The following is a 19824-nucleotide window of genomic DNA, read 5'->3' as shown; positions in this document are numbered from 1 at the left end:
GGTCTCACCTGCACACCGGGGAATGCGTGATCCGCCCTTCGGGCGTGACCTCGGAGACGACGGACGGGATGATCGATCCCACTTCGGGGATCAGGGTGACGTTGAAGTTGCACAGGTAGGTGTTCAGGTAACTGCCCTCCTGACTGACGCGCGCGAGGCCCTTGAGCAGCCCCGGCAGATTCGCCCCGAAATATCCGAAGCTGTCCTTGTTGTCGAGGAAGTGCCGGGTGAAACCGGGTCGGCGGCTGATCATCGCATGCAGGTCGGGGTGCACCTCCCGGCTCATCGCCGCGATCCGGTCGACGGTCGCAGACAGGGAGTCGAGCGAGCCGATCGTCTCGTCGCGCCGCGCCGACAGTTCGGAGAAGATCGCACGGGCACTGGTCAGGACGGCGTCGACGTCCTCGCTCTGCGTCGCGAGGTCGCCGATGACCGCGTCCAGGTTGACGATGATGTCACCGAGGATGCGGTCGGGTTCGGCGAGCGACTCTGCGAGACGCGATGTTTCGGCGACGAGGGCCGTGACGGCACCACCGTCCCCCTGCAGTGCCGCGATGATCGCGCTCGTGATGCGGTCGACCTGTTCCGGGTCGAGCACGCTGAACAAGGGCTCGAATCCGTTGAGCAGCACGGAGATGTCGAACGACGGATCGGTGCGTTCGAGGGGGATCTCCCAGTTCTCCGGGGCCGGTGCCCCGGAGCCGCCCTCTCCGCGGGAGAGTCCCAGATATCGCTGACCGATGATGTTCTGATAGGTGATCGCGGCCTCGGTGTCGTCGTGGATCGTCTGCCCCGCCTCGATGCGGAACGCCACCCTCGCGACCGACCCGTCGAGTTCGATCGCGTCGACGCGTCCGACCCGCACGCCGGCCATCCGGACGTCGTCACCCACCCGCAGGCCGGAGACGTCGCTGAAGACCGCGCTGTAGCCGACCGTGTCACCGTGGACGTTCCGCTGGAGGGTGACGACCACCGGCCACGTCGCCGCGAGGGCCAGCACCAAGAACAGGACGAGGCCGATCAGGGGCTTGCGATAGCTCACCTCGGTCCGCTCCCCTCGTCCGGGAGCATCGAGATCATCGCTCCGCGCGCCACCGGTCCGAGCAGTACTTCGGCGGCGGCCGACGGATCGCCTCCGAGGAGGGCACCGAGCAGCTTCTTCTCCTCGTCGCTGCCCACCGGGCCGACGTTGCCGCCGGAGGGGATGCTGCTGAGTACCTGCGTTCCGCTCCGGGGGCCGGTGTTCAGCGACGAGACCGGAGGTGCCCCGGTCTCGGGTGCCGTCTCGCAACTCGGGCCGGCGAGGTCGCCGTAGCGGGGGCAGTCGGCACGCGTGTACATCCGGTGCGGCGTGAACTGGAAGATGAACTTGCCCATCCCGCGCGGTGCGCCGTAGGGCCAGAAGGTTTCGAACCACTTGTCGGAGATGCGACGCATCCGTGTGGTGATGCGTGGGAACTCGTCGGCTCCGTCCGCCATGACCCCCAGCACCGGCGTGAGGGAGGTCGTCACCCCGATGACCTGGTCGATGTGCTTCTCGAAGCCGTTCGCCACGTGGTCGAGAGTGGTGGCGCTCGCCGTCAGGAACGTCCCGAACTCCGCCTGCTTCTCCGCCAGGGTCCGCATGGGAACCACGGCATGGTTCACGGCGTCGAGCAGATCCGGTGCGGATTCTTGCAGCCCGCGCACGGCATCCGAGAGTGCGACCAGCGTCGAGGGCCCGCCGTCGGGGGTGAGGACCGCTCCGAGTTCACGGACCATCCGGTCGAGTTTCTCTCCGGCGGCGACGATGTCGGCGCCTCGGCGATCGGTCGCCTCGGCCACGGTCGCGAGGATGCCGAGGGTGTGCCGGGTGTCGACGCGGGCGGTCGCCGCGGTGATGTCGCGGAGTTTCGTCAGCGCGGTCTGCAGTTGGACGGTCTCGAGACCGGTGTCCTGCGGAATCGTCGCCCCGGCCACCACAGCGGGCGCCGGACCGTTGTCGACGAGTTGCACGGACGACACCGCGAACACGTTGCTCGGCACGACCCGCGCGGTGACGGTATTCGGGATCGAGTGCGCATGTTCAGGTTTCAGCGTGATCCTCACGACGAGGGAGGACATGTCGTCCGGACGGACGACCTCGCCGACCTCACCGACCAGGACACCCCGGAACTTCACGTCCGAGCGCGCCGGGAGGCCGTCACCGATGTCCGAGAGCACGGCCTCCACATCGACCGTCCGGGTGAATCTGCCGTCGGCCTTCGCCACGACGGCCCCCACCCCGAGGACACCGAGGAGCAGTGCCACCGCGCCCGCGACGAACAGCCTGGTGGGGGTCGCCCGACCGACGTCGCTCTCGAGCAGTATGGACATGCCTACCCTCCGAGCCTTGCGCCCGAACCGATACCCCAGAGGGCGACGGTCATGAGGAGGTTGACCACGATCATCGCAGAGATGCTCGCCCGCATGGCGCGGCCGGCCGCCGTTCCCACACCCTGCGGCCCACCGGCGGCGTAGAAGCCGTAGTAGCACTGGATCGTGGTGGTGATGACGACGAAGACCACGGTCTTGAGCAGTGAATAGGCGATGTCGGTGCCGTTGAGCACGAGGGAGAAGTAGTGGCCGTAGGTGCCGGCCGACACTCCCCCGGTCAGCCCGATCACCGATTGCACGGCAACGTAGTTCACGGTGAGGCAGACCAGATACAGCGGCACCACCGCGACCACCGAGGCGAGCAGCCGGGTCGTGACGAGATACGGGATCGACCGGATCGCCAGCGACTCCATGGCGTCGATCTCCTCCGAGATGCGCATCGCACCGAGTTGGGCGGTGAACCGGCACCCGGCCTGCGCGGCGAACGCGAGCGAGGCCATGATGGGCGCGAGTTCGCGGGTCGTGGCGGTCGAGGACACCATTCCCGTCGCGGGTTCGAGCCCGAGCAGGTGCAGCGCGTTGTATCCCTCGATGGCGACGATCGCACCCGCCGACGCACCCAGGACGATGATCACCCCGGCCGTGCCGCCTCCGACCACGAGAGAGCCGTTGCCCCAGGTGACGTCGGAGAGGATGCGTAGGAACTCCTTCCGGTAGTGCCGCAGGGTCGTCGGGATCGCGGCCACGGCACGCAGGAGGAAGACGACCATGTGGCCGAGACGCTGGACCGAACGGACCTGCGCCGTCGCGACGACGACGAACGACCGGGTGCCGGGGGGGAAGTACCGGGACGCCATCGTCAGAACCCCGTCTTCGGGAAGAGCAGCACGTACAGCTGCGTGAAGGCGACGTTGACGATCATCAGGAGCAGGATCGACGCGACGACGGTCGCATTGACGGAGTCGGCGACGCCCGCCGGTCCGCCGCGCGTCGACAGACCCTTGTGGCAGGCGACGACCGCGACGATCGCACCGAAGACCGCCGCCTTGATCATGGTCAGCACGAAGTCACCGATCGTCGCGAAGGACGCGAACGTCGTGACGAAACTGCCTGGCGTTCCGTTCATCACGAAGGTGTTGAAGATGTATCCGGAGAGGAAGCCGACAAAGCAGACCAGGCCGGTGAGGGCGAGACCGACCACCACTGCGGCCACCAGGCGCGGCACCACGAGGCGTCGGACGACCGACAGGCCCATCACCTCCATGGCGTCGATCTCGTCGCGGATCTTGCGGGAGCCGAGATCGGCACAGACAGCGGAACCGGCTGCCGACGCCATGAGCAGGGCTGCCACCATGGGTGCGCCCTGCTTGATGACCGCGAGACCGCTCGCCGCACCGGCCAGGGAGGTCGCGCCGACCTGACCGGCGAGCAGCCCGAACTGGATCGACAGGGTCACCCCGATCGGGATCGCGACGAACATCGTGGGCAGCGCGGAAGCCGAGGCCATGAAGGCCGCCTGGCGGACGAACTCGGCGAACGGGAACCGGAGGGTGGCGATGTCGAGGATCAGGTACTGGAGGGCACGGATGCCCAGCACACACTGACCACCGACGGTTTCGAGCGCCGCCATCGGATGCCGGCGGAGGTAGCCGCGGGCCCACGCGCCGATCTCTTTCGTGGCCGTCGTGCTCATCGCGGCCTACCGCACCGATCCGACATCGAGCACACACCACCGTCTCGACGACCCCCACCTCGCAGGTGTCACGGCTGCTCCCCTCCAGGAGTAGATGAGCGTGGACGACGCCGACCATCGAACGGTCGCAAGCATCGCCGAAACAGACTGTGTTCGCAGACTTTTCGAGAATTTTTTCGAGATCCGGCACGACGAGCGCATCGCCGGCCGGAGCGCACGGGCGGGACCGGCCGATGCCGGGTCACGCACGGTGGCGCAGCGCCTCGGCGACCCGCGGGCGATCGGGTGCCGAAGCCGGGCTGTCTGCCCGAGCCAAAAGTAGAATACTATTCTCGTAGTTGCAATACACGATTTCGGACGACTTCGATCTCCGACCCCTACCGCGGCGCATCAGGCCAGGTCACGGCGTTGGAAAGCAGATTCCGTTCCGCCGCTGTCGGCACCACCTTCGAGCATCGACAGGCACCACTCGACGAGTTCGTAGGTCTCGGCATGACCCGCCGTCAGACCGAGGGACTCCTCCATCACGAGCACTCGCGAGATGCTCGTCATCAGCACCGACAGCACCACGGGGGGAATCCGCGCCAGGTCGTATCCGGACCGTGCGAGAGCGGCGCGCGCGGCATCCCGCTGCCCGACGCGGAACAGCTCCGAATAGCGCGCGATCTCGGAGCGGAGCGCGTCGCGATGACGCGCCATCGCGATGAACTCCATCGTCACGGCCACCGCGGCGGGATCGGTACTGAACTCCCAGAGGGCCCGAAGAGGGTTGGGGGACTTCGCCACTTCGGCCTGGACCGCCAGGCCCTCTTCGGCGCGCCGGCGGAACATCTCGAGGAAGAGATCGTCCATGGTCCGGAAGTAGTAGTGCACGAGTTGCGGCTTGAGTCCGGCACGTTCGGCGACACGTCTCGAAGTAACTGCTGCGTAGCCTTTTTCGATCATCAACTGCTCGGCCGCGTCGAGCAGAACGGTCCTGTTCTTCGCATCCGGTGAGCCGATCCGCCTCGACGACGTCATCCCCTACCTCCGTGGTCGTCGGCGTCCGCTTCGCGCGGCCGGTGCGGCGCACCGATGCGTGCTCATCGTAACCACACCGGCGAGTGTGCTCTTGACCACATTCGGCCCCCGTGCTATCCATGTAACCAGCACTGCTAGGCAGGCGCTCAGCATCGGGCGAGGCTGGCGTTCTCATCGGAAAACACCGCAGTTGCGCACCTCGTGTGCGCACGACGTCAGGAGCCCGAGTGAACGACTTCGATTCCAAGGATTTCTTCACGGATCCGTCCTTCATCCCCGACCCGCATCCCTACTTCGATCACCTCCGTTCGGAATGCCCGGTGCGGTTCACCGGTCCACGCAACGTGGTCGCGGTGACCGGATTCGAGGAATGCCTTGCCGTACTTCGCGATACGGCGACGTACTCGAACATCAACGCCGCGACGGGACCGTTCCCCGGCATGCCGTTCGAACCCGAGGGCGACGACATCGGCGAACAGATCGAACGTCATCGTCCCGAGATCCCGCTGAACGAGCACCTCGTGACGATGGATCCGCCCCAGCACACCCGTGTCCGGCGACTGCTCGGCGGATTGTTCACCCCGCGACGTCTCGCCGAGAACGAGGACTTCATGTGGCGGCTCGCGGATCGCCTGATCGACACCTTCCACGAGTCCGGCAAGGTCGAGCTGCTCCACCAGTACGCGCAGCCCTTCGCGTTGCTCACCATCGCCGATCTCCTCGGCGTACCGGAGGAAGACCACGCCGCCTTCGTCGCGCACCTGTCGACGCAGACACCCGGGGCGATGGCCGAGGACGGCGCCCTCGGGACCAATCCGCTGGAGTTCCTGGATTCGAAGTTCTCGGCCTACATCGAGGACCGGCGGAAGAACCCGGGGAAGGACGTCCTGTCGATCCTCGCCGGATCCACCTACGCGGACGGCGATACTCCCGAGGTCGTCGATCTCGTCCGGCTCGCCACCTTCCTGTTCGGTGCCGGGCAGGACACCACCGCACGCCTGATCACGGCAGCCTTCCGGCTCATCGCCGAGAACCCCGACCTGCAGAAGCAACTCCGCGAGGATCGCAGTCTCGTACCGCAGTTCGTGGAGGAAGCGCTCCGGTTGGAAGGTCCGGTCAAGAGCGACTTCCGACTGACCAGGAAGAAGACGAACCTCGGGGGCGTCGAGATACCGGCGGGCACCACCGTCATGGTGTCCCTGCCGGCGGGCAACCGCGATCCCCGCAGATTCACCGATCCCCACGAGTTCCGGATCGATCGGGAGAACTCCCGCGAGCACATCGCCTTCGGGCGCGGTGTCCACTCGTGCCCCGGCGGTCCGCTGGCGCGCGTGGAAGCACGTGTCACCGTCGAGCGGCTGCTGGACCGACTCGGCGACATTCGGATCTCGGAAGAGAAGCACGGACCCGCCGACGACCGGCACTTCGCCTACGAACCGACCTACATCCTCCGCGGACTGACCGAGATCCATCTCGAGTTCACTCCCGTCTCCGTCGCGGAAGGAAGCGCCCATGTCCACTGAGAACAGCACGGCAGCAGATCGGGTGGCCATCGTCTCGGGCGCCGCATCCGGCATCGGACGAGCGATCGCCGGAGAACTTGCCGGACGCAACCACCCCGTCGCTCTGCTCGACCGCAGCGGCGACGCCGTCCGGGCCGCAGCGGACGAACTGGCGAACGACGGAGCTCGGGTGATCGGGCTCGAGGTGGACGTCTCGGATCGGGCGAGCGTCGACGCGGCCGTCGAGAAGGCACGCGCCGAACTCGGCCCGATCTCGATCATCGTCACGAGTGCCGGCATCCAGGAAAGCGCACCGTTCGGTGAAATCACCGCGGAGTCGTGGCAGCGGACCCTCGACGTCAATCTCACCGGCACCTTCAACACGATCCAGTCGGCACTGCCCGACCTCCTCGAAGCAGGATGGGGCCGCATCGTGACGATCTCATCGTCGAGCGCGCAGTCCGGCGCACCGGATCGCGCACACTACGTCGCATCCAAGGGCGGTGTCATCGCGCTGACGAAGGCGCTGGCATTCGAGCTGTCCCCGAAGGGCATCACCGCCAACACGATTCCACCGTCGATCATCGACACACCGATGGCGCGGGCCGAGGAACAGCCCGGTCAGTTGATCGACCTGGACGTGCTGGCGAACATGACTCCGGTGCGCCGCACCGGCACGCCGCACGACGTGGCCGCGGCGGCTGCCTTCCTGTGCACGGACGACGCCGGCTTCATCACAGGGCAGGCCATCGGCGTCAACGGCGGGTGGTACCTGTAGGCGTGATCTTCCGGACGGCGACCGGTGAGATGGGCACCGGTCGCGGGGGATGGAGATCCGGAGGGGGACCCGAACACCGGGTCCCCCTCCGGACGTTGCCTAGTTCGCGCGACGCAGAGACGCATCCAGTGCGTTCATCAACTCTCCGACCCGAGTTCTCGAGGTGGGGGCGAGCGGATAACGGGAGAGGACGTCGACCACCACGGGAGTCGCGCGTCGCCGGGCGTCGTCGAGCGCGTCCTCCGTTGCTCCCGGGTCGCCGTCAGCCCGGAGTTCGGCGATGCGAGCGGCACTCGCGGCGGCACGCAGGATATGCCCGACCTGGGTCGCCTTCACGATCGGGTGCAGATAGGCAGCCGCTGCAGCATCGCCGGCGCACCGTGCGGCAAGGGAAGCCTCCTCGGTCGGTGCGTCCTTCGCAGCTCGGTGGGCATCCAGGGCGGTGACCCGCTGGAGTCTCGTTCGTCGCGCACCGTCGACGAATTCCCGGGCCGCGTCGAGTGCTGCACGTGGACGACGGTCGTCGGGCACGGACTCCTCGAAGACGGGGGAGCACGGCCTGTGCACTCTCCGCCACGTATCGGGCGACCGCCCGTAGTTCGTCCATGGTGAGTTCGAAATCACCGAATACGCTTGTCGCCGGCTCGATCCGTCCCACATCTCCGAGCATAGGTCGACCGGATGTCCGCATACGAGAAAAGGGGACCCGCGAAAGCGGGTCCCCTTCTCAAAGCCGAAGACCCCCAACGATGTTGGGGGTCTTCGGTAACGGGTGTTCGGCGGTGTCCTACTCTCCCACACCCTGTCGAGTGCAGTACCATCGGCGCAGACAGGCTTAGCTTCCGGGTTCGGAATGGGACCGGGCGTTTCCCTGTCGCTATGGCCGCCGTAACTCTATGAAACAATATTCCACGCAGATTCTTCGAATCACCTGCAGCTGCAGGATTCTTCGGATCTGTGTGTGTTGTTTCAGATACCGCACAGTGGACGCGTAACATCTTCGTGGTAAGTCCTCGGCCTATTAGTACCGGTCACCTCCACCCATTGCTGGGCTTCCAGTTCCGGCCTATCAACCCGGTGGTCTGCCGGGGGCCTTACCCCCTCGAGGGGGTGAGAAACCTCATCTTGGAACAGGCTTCCCGCTTAGATGCTTTCAGCGGTTATCCCTTCCGAACGTAGCCAACCAGCCATGCCCCTGGCGGGACAACTGGCACACCAGAGGTTCGTCCGTCCCGGTCCTCTCGTACTAGGGACAGCCTTCCTCAAGTTTCTAACGCGCGCGGCGGATAGAGACCGAACTGTCTCACGACGTTCTAAACCCAGCTCGCGTGCCGCTTTAATGGGCGAACAGCCCAACCCTTGGGACCTACTCCAGCCCCAGGATGCGACGAGCCGACATCGAGGTGCCAAACCATCCCGTCGATATGGACTCTTGGGGAAGATCAGCCTGTTATCCCCGGGGTACCTTTTATCCGTTGAGCGACACCGCTTCCACATGCCGGTGCCGGATCACTAGTCCCGACTTTCGTCCCTGCTCGACCTGTCAGTCTCACAGTCAAGCTCCCTTGTGCACTTGCACTCGACACCTGATTGCCAACCAGGCTGAGGGAACCTTTGGGCGCCTCCGTTACATTTTGGGAGGCAACCGCCCCAGTTAAACTACCCACCAGGCACTGTCCCTGAACCAGATCATGGTCCGAGGTTAGAGGTCCAATACGATCAGAGTGGTATTTCAACAACGACTCCACCCATACTGGCGTATGAGCTTCACAGTCTCCCACCTATCCTACACAAACCGAACCGAACACCAATACCAAGCTATAGTGAAGGTCCCGGGGTCTTTTCGTCCTGCCGCGCGTAACGAGCATCTTTACTCGTAATGCAATTTCGCCGAGTCTGTGGTCGAGACAGCAGAGAAGTCGTTACGCCATTCGTGCAGGTCGGAACTTACCCGACAAGGAATTTCGCTACCTTAGGATGGTTATAGTTACCACCGCCGTTTACTGGGGCTTAAATTCTCAGCTTCGCCACCGAAATGGCTAACCGGTCCTCTTAACCTTCCAGCACCGGGCAGGCGTCAGTCCGTATACATCGTCTTACGACTTCGCACGGACCTGTGTTTTTAGTAAACAGTCGCTTCTCTCTGGTCTCTGCGACCACCCCCAGCTCACGGAGCAAGTCCGGTCACCGAGCGTGGTCCCCCTTCTCCCGAAGTTACGGGGGCATTTTGCCGAGTTCCTTAACCACAGTTCTCTCGATCGCCTCGGTATTCTCTACCTGACCACCTGTGTCGGTTTGGGGTACGGGCCGTGTACCAACTCACTAGAGGCTTTTCTCGGCAGCATAGGATCACTGAATTCCCCTCAACGGGTACGCATCACCTCTCAGGCTGTATGTGACACGGATTTGCCTATGTCACGCCCTACCGGCTTACACCAGGTATTCCATCACCTGGCCCAGCTACCTTCCTGCGTCACCCCATCGCTTGACTACTACAATCAGGGTCCCGTGCAGCCATCCCCACAGTTCCCGAAGGAACAGTGGAGACTTTTGGACGGTTAGCACAACTGATTCGCCATTGGGCGCGGATACACGGGTACGGGAATATCAACCCGTTGTCCATCGACTACGCCTGTCGGCCTCGCCTTAGGTCCCGACTCACCCTGGGCGGATTAACCTGGCCCAGGAACCCTTGGTCATCCGGCGGACGAGTTTCTCACTCGTCTTTCGCTACTCATGCCTGCATTCTCACTCGCGCAGCCTCCACACCTGGATCACTCCGGCGCTTCTACGGCTGCACGACGCTCCCCTACCCACCCACACCACTGCCGGAAAAGTCGTAACCCTTCCGGGGTGTTGTGTGAGTGCCGCGGCTTCGGCGGTGTACTTGAGCCCCGCTACATTGTCGGCGCAGAACCACTTGACCAGTGAGCTATTACGCACTCTTTCAAGGGTGGCTGCTTCTAAGCCAACCTCCTGGTTGTCTCAGCGATCCCACATCCTTTTCCACTTAGTACACGCTTAGGGGCCTTAGCCGGCGATCTGGGCTGTTTCCCTCTCGACTACGAAGCTTATCCCCCGCAGTCTCACTGCCGCGCTCTCACTCACCGGCATTCGGAGTTTGGCTGATTTCGGTAAGCTTGTGGGCCCCCTAGACCATCCAGTAGCTCTACCTCCGGTGAGAAACACGCGACGCTGCACCTAAATGCATTTCGGGGAGAACCAGCTATCACGGAGTTTGATTGGCCTTTCACCCCTACCCACAACTCATCCCCTCAGTTTTCAACCTAAGTGGGTTCGGGCCTCCACGACGTCTTACCATCGCTTCACCCTGGCCATGGGTAGATCACTCCGCTTCGGGTCTAGAACATGCCACTACACACGCCCTATTCGGACTCGCTTTCGCTACGACTACCCCACACGGGTTAACCTCGCGACATGCCACTAACTCGCAGGCTCATTCTTCAAAAGGCACGCCATCACCCCCAGTGACAAGTCACTCGAAGGCTCTGACGGATTGTAAGCGCACGGTTTCAGGTACTATTTCACTCCCCTCCCGGGGTACTTTTCACCTTTCCCTCACGGTACTAGTCCGCTATCGGTCACCAGGGAGTATTCAGGCTTATCGGGTGGTCCCGACAGATTCACACCGGATTTCACGGGCCCGGTGCTACTCGGGTATTCGCATCGACAGTCGCCGTGTTTTCGTCTACGGGATTCTCACCCTCTACGACAGGCCGTTCCAGACCACTTCGACTAACACGACGATTTCTCACTGTCGGCCGGCATGGCAGCGCCGACACAACGAACCCCACAACCCCGAATACACAACCCCTGCCAGGTATCACATGTACTCGGTTTAGCCTCATCCGCTTTCGCTCGCCACTACTCACGGAATCACATGTTGTTTTCTCTTCCTGTGGGTACTGAGATGTTTCACTTCCCCACGTTCCCTCCACACACCCTATATATTCAGATGCGGGTAACACGACATCACTCGTGCTGGGTTTCCCCATTCGGAAATCCTCGGATCACAGCTCGGTTGACAGCTCCCCGAGGCATATCGCAGCCTCCCACGTCCTTCATCGGCTCCTGGTGCCAAGGCATCCACCGTACGCTCATAAACACTTACAACAAAGATGCTCGCGTCCACTGTGCAGTTCTCAAACAACACACAACAACCCCTACCGCAAGAAAACTGATTTTCTTGTTTCGCGGATCATCGTCGCTGATCAAACACATCGCGTGTTCTCTCAGGACCCAACAGTGCACCGATATAGCTCCCCGAATTCTTCCTGTGAAGAATCCGTGCTGGAGAGCGATTGTCAGCGTTCCACCCATGAGCAACCGTGTCCCACGATCGGGGACAATCGGCCTCTGCCTGCTCCCCCAACACCACTGTGCTGGTCCGAGACAGGAGTTGCTCCTTAGAAAGGAGGTGATCCAGCCGCACCTTCCGGTACGGCTACCTTGTTACGACTTCGTCCCAATCGCCGATCCCACCTTCGACGGCTCCCTCCCACAAGGGGTTAGGCCACCGGCTTCGGGTGTTACCGACTTTCATGACGTGACGGGCGGTGTGTACAAGGCCCGGGAACGTATTCACCGCAGCGTTGCTGATCTGCGATTACTAGCGACTCCGACTTCACGGGGTCGAGTTGCAGACCCCGATCCGAACTGAGACCGGCTTTAAGGGATTCGCTCCACCTCACGGTATCGCAGCCCTCTGTACCGACCATTGTAGCATGTGTGAAGCCCTGGACATAAGGGGCATGATGACTTGACGTCGTCCCCACCTTCCTCCGAGTTGACCCCGGCAGTCTCCTGCGAGTCCCCACCATCACGTGCTGGCAACACAGGACAAGGGTTGCGCTCGTTGCGGGACTTAACCCAACATCTCACGACACGAGCTGACGACAGCCATGCACCACCTGTCTACCGGCCACAAGGGAAACCACATCTCTGCAGTCGTCCGGTACATGTCAAACCCAGGTAAGGTTCTTCGCGTTGCATCGAATTAATCCACATGCTCCGCCGCTTGTGCGGGCCCCCGTCAATTCCTTTGAGTTTTAGCCTTGCGGCCGTACTCCCCAGGCGGGGCGCTTAATGCGTTGGCTACGGCACGGATCCCGTGGAAGGAAACCCACACCTAGCGCCCACCGTTTACGGCGTGGACTACCAGGGTATCTAATCCTGTTCGCTACCCACGCTTTCGCTCCTCAGCGTCAGTTACTGCCCAGAGACCCGCCTTCGCCACCGGTGTTCCTCCTGATATCTGCGCATTTCACCGCTACACCAGGAATTCCAGTCTCCCCTGCAGTACTCGAGTCTGCCCGTATCGCCTGCAAGCCCGCAGTTGAGCTGCGGGATTTCACAGACGACGCGACAAACCGCCTACGAGCTCTTTACGCCCAGTAATTCCGGACAACGCTCGCACCCTACGTATTACCGCGGCTGCTGGCACGTAGTTGGCCGGTGCTTCTTCTCCCACTACCGTCACTTGCGCTTCGTCATGGGTGAAAGAGGTTTACAACCCGAAGGCCGTCATCCCTCACGCGGCGTCGCTGCATCAGGCTTGCGCCCATTGTGCAATATTCCCCACTGCTGCCTCCCGTAGGAGTCTGGGCCGTGTCTCAGTCCCAGTGTGGCCGGTCGCCCTCTCAGGCCGGCTACCCGTCGTCGCCTTGGTAGGCCATTACCCCACCAACAAGCTGATAGGCCGCGGGCTCATCCTGCACCGAAAAACTTTCCACCCCAGGACATGCATCCCGAGGTCATATCCGGTATTAGACCCAGTTTCCCAGGCTTATCCCAGAGTGCAGGGCAGATCACCCACGTGTTACTCACCCGTTCGCCACTAATCCACCCAGCAAGCTGGGCTTCATCGTTCGACTTGCATGTGTTAAGCACGCCGCCAGCGTTCGTCCTGAGCCAGGATCAAACTCTCCGTTGAAGACTCACAATCACCCCGAAAAGGGGCAATCAGTCAAAGACATCGAGTCAAATCACTAGCATACAAACTCAAACTAGCTATAAAACACTGGACCACCGCAGACGGAAGAATGCGATGTCCAGCGACAACCACCCACAAAAAGTGAAGTGGTCGCACCAAATATTATTTGGCACTGACATTCATCGGCACACTGTTGAGTTCTCAAAGAACACGCACACACCATCGATCCCGAACCTTCCGGTTCGTTCACTCCGGGGTGACTGTTCATCCGAGGGCCTTCCGGCTCTCGGGCACGGCTCCAAACCTTACCAGAAGGTTTCGAACCAGTGAAATCTGCAGGCGCCTTCGTCCAACCTCGTTGTCCCGTTCCTCTCGGCCCGGGTCGGTGTCCGTGTCGCTCTGACCTGGAATAAGTTACGCGAACATCTCCGAGAACACCAAATCGCCAGCTCAGAGCGGGTTTATCGACTTACGGAGCGTCGTTGTGAGGGTGTTCAGGGGACCCAGTACTTCGCTGCGAGGTGCTGAACGATCGGATCGTCCTCGCCGGCCTGCTCCAGCATCGCGAGGTCGCTGCGGAGATCCATGAGGCGAGGGTCGTCCCCTTCCGCGTCGCCGATCGGCCGGCCCCCGTCCTCGGCGCGCTGCCGCAGGATCTTCTCCCGAACCCGGTCCTTCAACGACTCAGCCATGAGAGAAGCATGCTGCGCGGTGACCGGGTTGTCGAGGATTTCGCAGCCGTGTCCGAGACCGCTCTCGTGCGCGCCGATAGTCGCGGTCGCTTCGCGTCAACGGTCCTTGTCCCGGAAGACCCGGACGGCCATGGGCAGCACCACGGCGAGAGCGCCGATGATCAGGACCAAGGAGAACAGTTCCATCAACATGTCTCCATCATCCGTGCGAATCGCACAGCGCGCAGAAACGTCGAAGGCCCCTCACCGTGGTGAGGGGCCTTCGTGGAGCTGCCTGTCGGAATCGAACCGACGACCTTTTCATTACGAGTGAAATGCTCTACCGACTGAGCTAAGGCAGCGAGCCTTTCGGCGTCCGAAGTCTAGCGGACTACCCCCACCCCGACGCAAACCGGCACTTCGGCTACCGGAACGCCGAGCTCAACCGGGCTGCGAGCGCCGCGAGAGCGAAGCGGGGTTTGACGTTCTGGGCGAGCGCCTCCCGGCAGTCGAGGATGGCTTCGATGCACTCGAGCAGCGACTCCGGCCGGGTCCTCGACGCGAGGTCGGCCGCGCGATCCGACATGTCCGGATGGTTGAGCGTGACCTGCGATCCGAAGGCATGCACCAGTGCGTCCCGGTACAGGCCGGCGAGATCGATCAAGGCTCGGTCCATGATGTCGCGCTCGGTCCGCGTCTTCCGCGACTTCTGGGTGCGTTCGAGTTCCTTGAGGACCCCGGCCGAACCGCGAAGCGCACCCGCAGCTCCCTTGCCGGTACCGCCGGCACCGAGAGCGGTCCTCAGCTCTTCGGTCTCGCGCTCGTCGCGCTCCGCACTGATCTCCTTCGCCTCGGTCTCGGCGCTGCGGCCGAGGTCGTCGGCTGCGGAGTAGGTGGTGGCGGGGCGCAGGACCGCGCCGGCGACAGCGAGCGCACGTGCCCGGTTGTCGCGGGCGCCCTCGTCGATGGCCAGCCGTCGGGCCCGGCCGACGTGGCCTGCGCTGACGGATGCAGCCCACTGCGCCGTCTTCGGATCGATGCCGTCGGTGGCTTCGAGGACGCGCGCGATGGCGTCGGCGCTGGGGGTGACCAACCCGATGTGACGGCAGCGCGAGCGCAGCGTCACCGAGATGTCCTCGGGATCGACCGACGGCGCACACAGGAGGAAAACCGTTCGCTGCGGCGGTTCCTCGACCACCTTCAGCAGCGCGTTCGCGGCGCCTTCGGTGAGACGGTCGGCGTCCTCGATCACCACGACCTGCCATCGCCCCGTGCTGGGACGCCGCGACGCGACCTGCACGATGTCGCGCATCGACTTGACGCTGATCGTCAGTCCCTCGGGCACGACCCGCCGTACGTCGCCGTGGGTGCCGGCCATCGTGGTGGTGCAGGCGTGGCATCGCCCGCAGCCGGGAGTCTCCTCGTCGGTGCACTGCAGGGCGGCGGCGAAACACAGCGCCGCGACCGAGCGACCGGACCCGGGAGGACCTGTGAACAGCCACGAGTGCGTCATCGCCGACCCGGTGTCGCCCCGACGGGCAGCTACCGCGGCCGCGACGAGTTCGGTCTCGACATCGCGTTGACCGACGAGACGATCGAAGACCCCGGGCATGCGCTCAGCCTAACGACCGGGTCCGACGGGTCCGGATCACGTGTCCGAAACGTTCAAGACGGCCGCACGTCCACGGCCCTACCGTCGGACCATGACCATTCATTTCTCCGCAGTGGGGCTCGTCGTCGCCGATCTCGATCGCTCCTTCGCGTGCTATCGCGTGCTCGGCCTCGACCTGCCCACCGAAGCACCCGAGGTACCGCACTTCGAGGTCACTCTCCCCGGTGGTCTGCGCCTGATGTGGGACACCGTCGAGTCCGTCCGCAGCTTCGATCCGGAGTTCGAGCCGTCGTCCGGAGGCGGGGCGGCGCTCGCCTTCGACTGTGGTTCCCCAGAGGCGGTCGACGAGGCACTTGCAGCGTTGATCGAGGCGGGGTGCACGTCGACGAAGGCGCCCTGGGACGCATGCTGGGGACAGCGCTACGCGAGTGCGATCGATCCCGACGGCCACAGCCTCGACCTGTTCGCCGCGCTCCCGGGATGACTCCGGACGAGCTCACCGAGGGTGACACCCGACAGCGCACGAACGTCCCGGGCCATATGCGCCTGGTCGCTGTACCCGCAGTCGGCCGCGACCCGGGCGAAGTCGTCACCGGCCCGGGCACGCGCGACCGCCCGACGGAAGCGCAGTACCCGCGACAACGTCTTCGGTCCGTATCCGTAGGCCCGGGCCGAGCGACGACGCAGGGTCCTGTCGCTCCAGCCGAGGGTCGCGGCGACTTCCGTGACGGCCGCACCGGCGGCCAGCGTCCGCGCGAGGTCGGCCATCGGATCGTGTTCGTCGATCGCGCCCCGCACGGCGTCGACCAGCGCAGCGACGGGATCGTCCTCGGCTCGAACCGCGAGGAGACGCACACGACGTGACGGCCACAGATCGTCGAGCGGAACCCGTCGATCGGTCAGCTCGCTCGCGTCGACGCCGAAGAACCGCGCCCCCAGGCCGGGCTCGAACCGGACGGCCGTCAGCGGTCGGTCCGCCGCCAGATCGGAGAACTGGGACGTCGTGTCCGGGCCGGCGACGAGGAAGCCGCCGGCGTGCCGGATGAGGTCCATGCAACCGTCCGGCAGCACATGGGTTCCGCCTACGCGGGCACCGGACGGCTCGGACCGCCACAGTGTGACGCTGCGGATCCCCGTCGGCAGTTCGCGGTACACACCGTGAGGCTATCCGCGTACCCCGACGGGGACCCGTCAGTCCGTCGTCTTCTTCGCGGCGGCCTTCTTCGTCGTCTTCTTCGCCGCCGTCTTCTTGGCGGTGGTCTTCTTGGCGGCAGTCTTCTTCGCCGCAGTCTTCTTCGCGGTCTTCTTGGCCGGACCGCGTGCCCGACGGTCGGCGAGCAGTTCGGATGCCCGCTCGTCGGTGATGGACTCGACCTCGTCGCCCTTGCGCAGGCTCGCGTTCGTCTCACCGTCGGTGACGTACGGACCGAACCGGCCGTCCTTGATCACCATCGGCTTGCCGCTGACCGGGTCGGTGCCCAGCTCGCGCAGCGGCGGCGTGGCGGCGGCCTGCCGGCCGCGGCGCTTCGGCTCCGCGTAGATCTTCAACGCCTCCTCGAGGGTGACGGTGAAGATCTGCTCCTCGTTCGCGAGCGACCGCGAGTCGGTGCCCTTCTTCAGGTACGGACCGTAGCGGCCGTTCTGAGCGGTGATCTCGTCGCCGGACTCCGGATCGACACCCACCACGCGCGGCAACGACAGCAGTTTCAGGGCGTCTTCCAGGGTGACCGTGGACAGGTCCATCGTCTTGAACAGCGAACCCGTGCGAGGCTTCGGGCCGGTCTTCTTCGCGGCCTTCTTCGCGGGAGCCTTCTTCGCTGCCTTCTTGGCGACGGCCTTCTTGGTGGCGGTCTTCGTGCCGCCCTCTCCCTCCGAGCCGAGTTCCTCGACGGGGATGGGCGTGACGTCCGGCTCCGGTTCGGGCTCGGGTTCGGGATCGGGGATCAACTCGGTCACGTAGGGACCGAAGCGACCCTCCCGCGCGACGATCTCGTAGCCGGTCGACGGATCGACACCGAGGACGCGTCCCTCCTGCGGCGTCGAGAAGAGCTTCTCGGCGTACTCGAGGGTGAGCTCGTCCGGCGGCAGGTCGTCAGGCAGGTTCGCCCGCTGCGAGGTCGGCTCGGCGTCGGGGTTGTCGGGGTCGGTGACCATCCGTTCGAGGTACGGACCGAAGCGACCCACACGCACGTGGATCTCACGACCCTCGGAGTCGTCGAACAGGCGGATGGAGTTGATCTCGCGGGCATCGATGTCCTCGAGGTTCTCCCCCACCAGCTTCTTCAGGCCGCCCTTGCGCGCGACCGACTCCTCGTGACCGTCGTCGCTGCCGAAGTAGAACCGCGTCAGCCAGTCGGTGCGCTGCCGGTGACCGGAGGCGATCTCGTCGAGATCGTCCTCCATCCCGGCCGTGAAGTCGTAGTCGACGAGCTGGGCGAAGTGCGCTTCGAGCAGGCCGATGACGGCGAACGCCACCCACGACGGGACGAGCGCGCTGCCACGCTTGTAGACGTAGCCGCGGTCGAGGATGGTCTTGATGATCGACGCGTAGGTCGAGGGCCGGCCGATCCCGAGCTCTTCGAGCGTCTTGATCAGGCTCGCCTCGGTGTACCGGGCGGGCGGGTTGGTGGAGTGACCGTCCGGATCGAGCTTCGTCGCGGTGACCGACGCGCCCTCGGACAGGTTCGGCAGACGCGACTCCGCGTCGTCCGACTGACCACCGGCCTCCTCGTCGACACTCTCGACGTACGCCTTGAGGAAGCCCGGGAACGTGATGGTGCGGCCCGACGACGAGAAGGTGCACTCCTCGCCGCTGCCCGCGGTGCCGGTGATGCGCAGCGTCAGCGTCGTGCCCCGCGCGTCGGCCATCTGCGAGGCGACGGTGCGCTGCCAGATGAGCTCGTAGAGCTTGAACTCGTCGCCGTCGAGGCGCGCGTGCAGCTCGCCGGGGGTGGCGAAGACGTCGCCGGCGGGACGGATCGCCTCGTGTGCTTCCTGCGCGTTCTTGACCTTGCGGGTGTACTGGCGCGGCGTCGGATGGACGAACTCGGCACCGTACAGCTGGGTGGCCTGTGCGCGGGCCGCCGCGATCGCCGACTCGGACAGCGTCGTCGAGTCGGTACGCATGTAGGTGATGTAGCCGTTCTCGTACAGACGCTGCGCGGTGCGCATGGTGCGCTCGGACGAGAACCGCAGCTTGCGGCCCGCCTCCTGCTGCAGCGTCGACGTCATGAACGGCGCGTAGGGCTTGCGGGTGTACGGCTTGCTCTCGGCCGACGACACCGTCAGCGCGACACCGGCGAGTGCCTCCGCGAGGCGGCGTGCACGGTCCTCGTCGAGGACGACGACACCGTTCGACTTCAGGTTCCCGTCGGGCCCGAAGTCGCGACCCGAGGCGACACGGGAACCGTCGACGTTGACCAGGCGGGCACCGAACGAACGGGGGCTCGCATCGGCGCCGGCGTCCATCGTGGCCGCGATGTCCCAGTACTCGGCGGACTTGAACGCCATGCGCTCGCGTTCGCGCTGCACGATCACGCGGGTCGCCACCGACTGCACACGACCCGCCGACAGACGGGGCATGACCTTCTTCCACAGCACGGGGCTGACCTCGTAGCCGTACAGACGGTCGAGGATGCGGCGGGTCTCCTGCGCGTCGACCAGGTCGTTGTCGAGATCGCGGGTGTTCTCGGCGGCCGCGCGGATGGCGGGCTCGGTGATCTCGTGGAAGACCATGCGCCGGACCGGCACCTTGGGCTTGAGGGTCTCGAGCAGATGCCAGGCGATGGCCTCGCCCTCACGGTCGGGGTCGGTGGCGAGGTAGAGCTCGTCGGCGTCCTTGAGCAGGCTCTTCAGCTCCGAGACCTTGGTCTTCTTGTCGGCGCTGACGACGTAGAGGGGTTCGAAGTCGTGATCGACGTCGACACCGAGGCGCGCCCACGACTCGCCCTTGTACTTGGCGGGGACGTCCGCGGCACCGCGCGGCAGGTCGCGGATGTGACCGACCGATGCCTCGACGACGTAGTCGCGACCGAGGTAGGGAGCGATCTTCCTCGCCTTGGTCGGGGACTCGACGATCACGAGCCGACGCGTGCCCGACGAACCGCCCGCAGTGCTCTTCTCCCGTGCTGCCACCGTGCCGCCCGCACCTTCCCTCATTGCCGACATGTCGTCTTGTTCGAAGACATGTATACCGACCCGTTCCCCAGACGCGGCCACACACAGGGTCGCACATCCTCGG

The 19824-nt window shown here is 64.4% G+C and carries 13 protein-coding genes, 1 tRNA gene, 3 rRNA genes and 1 pseudogene; 4 read left to right on the top strand and 14 right to left on the bottom strand.

Annotation, left to right across the window (positions count from 1 at the left end; genetic code table 11):
- Window positions 1–4 precede the first annotated feature (4 nt).
- The 4 genes from C6Y44_RS02345 to C6Y44_RS02330 are packed head-to-tail and all read right to left on the bottom strand — an operon-like array spanning window position 5 to window position 4048.
- Entirely contained in the window at window positions 5–1042 is a 1038-nt protein-coding gene (locus tag C6Y44_RS02345; protein ID WP_159416853.1) for an MCE family protein, read from the bottom strand.
- Window positions 1039–2355 (bottom strand): MlaD family protein, encoded by a 1317-nt coding sequence (locus C6Y44_RS02340; RefSeq protein WP_159416854.1) that lies wholly within the window; start codon window positions 2353–2355, stop codon window positions 1039–1041. Before C6Y44_RS02340 ends, C6Y44_RS02345 begins: the two co-directional genes overlap by 4 nt.
- Before the next feature lie 2 nt (window positions 2356–2357).
- Window positions 2358–3212, bottom strand: a complete 855-nt coding sequence (locus C6Y44_RS02335) for an ABC transporter permease (protein ID WP_120281240.1) — start codon at window positions 3210–3212, stop codon at window positions 2358–2360.
- A gap of 2 nt (window positions 3213–3214) precedes the next feature.
- Window positions 3215–4048, bottom strand: a complete 834-nt coding sequence (locus C6Y44_RS02330; RefSeq protein WP_120281239.1) for an MlaE family ABC transporter permease — start codon at window positions 4046–4048, stop codon at window positions 3215–3217.
- Window positions 4049–4142: 94 nt separating this feature from the next.
- On the opposite strand from C6Y44_RS02330, the gene C6Y44_RS02325 reads away from it, so the two are divergent.
- Complete coding sequence (locus C6Y44_RS02325; RefSeq protein ID WP_147414375.1) at window positions 4143–4370, top strand: hypothetical protein; 228 nt, start codon at window positions 4143–4145, stop codon at window positions 4368–4370.
- Between the two features lie 68 nt (window positions 4371–4438).
- On the opposite strand, the gene C6Y44_RS02320 is transcribed toward C6Y44_RS02325, so the two are convergent.
- Window positions 4439–5068, bottom strand: coding sequence for a TetR/AcrR family transcriptional regulator (locus C6Y44_RS02320; protein ID WP_120281238.1), 630 nt, complete (start codon window positions 5066–5068; stop codon window positions 4439–4441).
- Between the two features lie 227 nt (window positions 5069–5295).
- Between C6Y44_RS02320 and C6Y44_RS02315 the strand changes: the two genes are divergently transcribed.
- Both C6Y44_RS02315 and C6Y44_RS02310 read left to right on the top strand, forming a co-directional pair.
- A complete protein-coding gene (locus C6Y44_RS02315; protein WP_192378619.1) occupies window positions 5296–6591 on the top strand; it encodes a cytochrome P450 in 1296 nt (431 codons plus the stop codon).
- Window positions 6581–7348: an SDR family NAD(P)-dependent oxidoreductase gene (locus tag C6Y44_RS02310; protein WP_016694630.1), complete on the top strand. Its 768-nt coding sequence runs from the start codon at window positions 6581–6583 to the stop codon at window positions 7346–7348. Before C6Y44_RS02315 ends, C6Y44_RS02310 begins: the two co-directional genes overlap by 11 nt.
- Before the next feature lie 99 nt (window positions 7349–7447).
- On the opposite strand, the pseudogene C6Y44_RS02305 reads toward C6Y44_RS02310, so the two are convergent.
- The 7 genes and pseudogenes from C6Y44_RS02305 to C6Y44_RS02275 form a co-directional block, all read right to left on the bottom strand.
- A pseudogene (locus C6Y44_RS02305) lies at window positions 7448–8018 on the bottom strand (putative immunity protein).
- A gap of 104 nt (window positions 8019–8122) precedes the next feature.
- Window positions 8123–8239 (bottom strand): 5S ribosomal RNA (gene rrf / locus C6Y44_RS02300).
- 110 nt (window positions 8240–8349) lie between these two features.
- Window positions 8350–11482 (bottom strand): 23S ribosomal RNA (locus tag C6Y44_RS02295).
- A gap of 297 nt (window positions 11483–11779) precedes the next feature.
- Window positions 11780–13301, bottom strand: a 16S ribosomal RNA gene (locus C6Y44_RS02290).
- The 16S, 23S and 5S rRNA genes sit together here, the layout of an rRNA operon.
- A gap of 494 nt (window positions 13302–13795) precedes the next feature.
- A complete protein-coding gene (locus C6Y44_RS02285; RefSeq protein WP_006552400.1) occupies window positions 13796–13993 on the bottom strand; it encodes a hypothetical protein in 198 nt (65 codons plus the stop codon).
- Between the two features lie 265 nt (window positions 13994–14258).
- Window positions 14259–14334 (bottom strand) — tRNA-Thr (locus tag C6Y44_RS02280).
- Window positions 14335–14396: 62 nt separating this feature from the next.
- A complete protein-coding gene (locus C6Y44_RS02275) occupies window positions 14397–15584 on the bottom strand; it encodes a DNA polymerase III subunit delta' (protein ID WP_159416856.1) in 1188 nt (395 codons plus the stop codon).
- Between the two features lie 91 nt (window positions 15585–15675).
- Here C6Y44_RS02275 and C6Y44_RS02270 point away from each other — a divergent pair, with 91 nt between their 5' ends.
- Window positions 15676–16068 (top strand): VOC family protein, encoded by a 393-nt coding sequence (locus C6Y44_RS02270; protein WP_159416857.1) that lies wholly within the window; start codon window positions 15676–15678, stop codon window positions 16066–16068.
- Here C6Y44_RS02270 and C6Y44_RS02265 read toward each other — a convergent pair.
- Together C6Y44_RS02265 and topA are read right to left on the bottom strand one after the other, a co-directional pair.
- The gene (locus tag C6Y44_RS02265; protein ID WP_159416858.1) at window positions 16005–16739 is read right to left on the bottom strand and encodes a helix-turn-helix domain-containing protein; all 735 of its coding nucleotides are present in this window, start codon (window positions 16737–16739) and stop codon (window positions 16005–16007) included. The genes C6Y44_RS02270 and C6Y44_RS02265 overlap by 64 nt on opposite strands.
- A 36-nt stretch (window positions 16740–16775) precedes the next feature.
- The gene (gene topA / locus C6Y44_RS02260) at window positions 16776–19742 is read right to left on the bottom strand and encodes a type I DNA topoisomerase (protein WP_230792505.1); all 2967 of its coding nucleotides are present in this window, start codon (window positions 19740–19742) and stop codon (window positions 16776–16778) included.
- Window positions 19743–19824: the final 82 nt, after the last annotated feature.

Source organism: Rhodococcus rhodochrous, from assembly GCF_014854695.1.
Lineage (GTDB): Bacteria > Actinomycetota > Actinomycetes > Mycobacteriales > Mycobacteriaceae > Rhodococcus.
The sequence above is the reverse complement of the archived record's forward strand: the minus strand, read 5'-3'. Positions and strand labels throughout refer to the sequence as shown.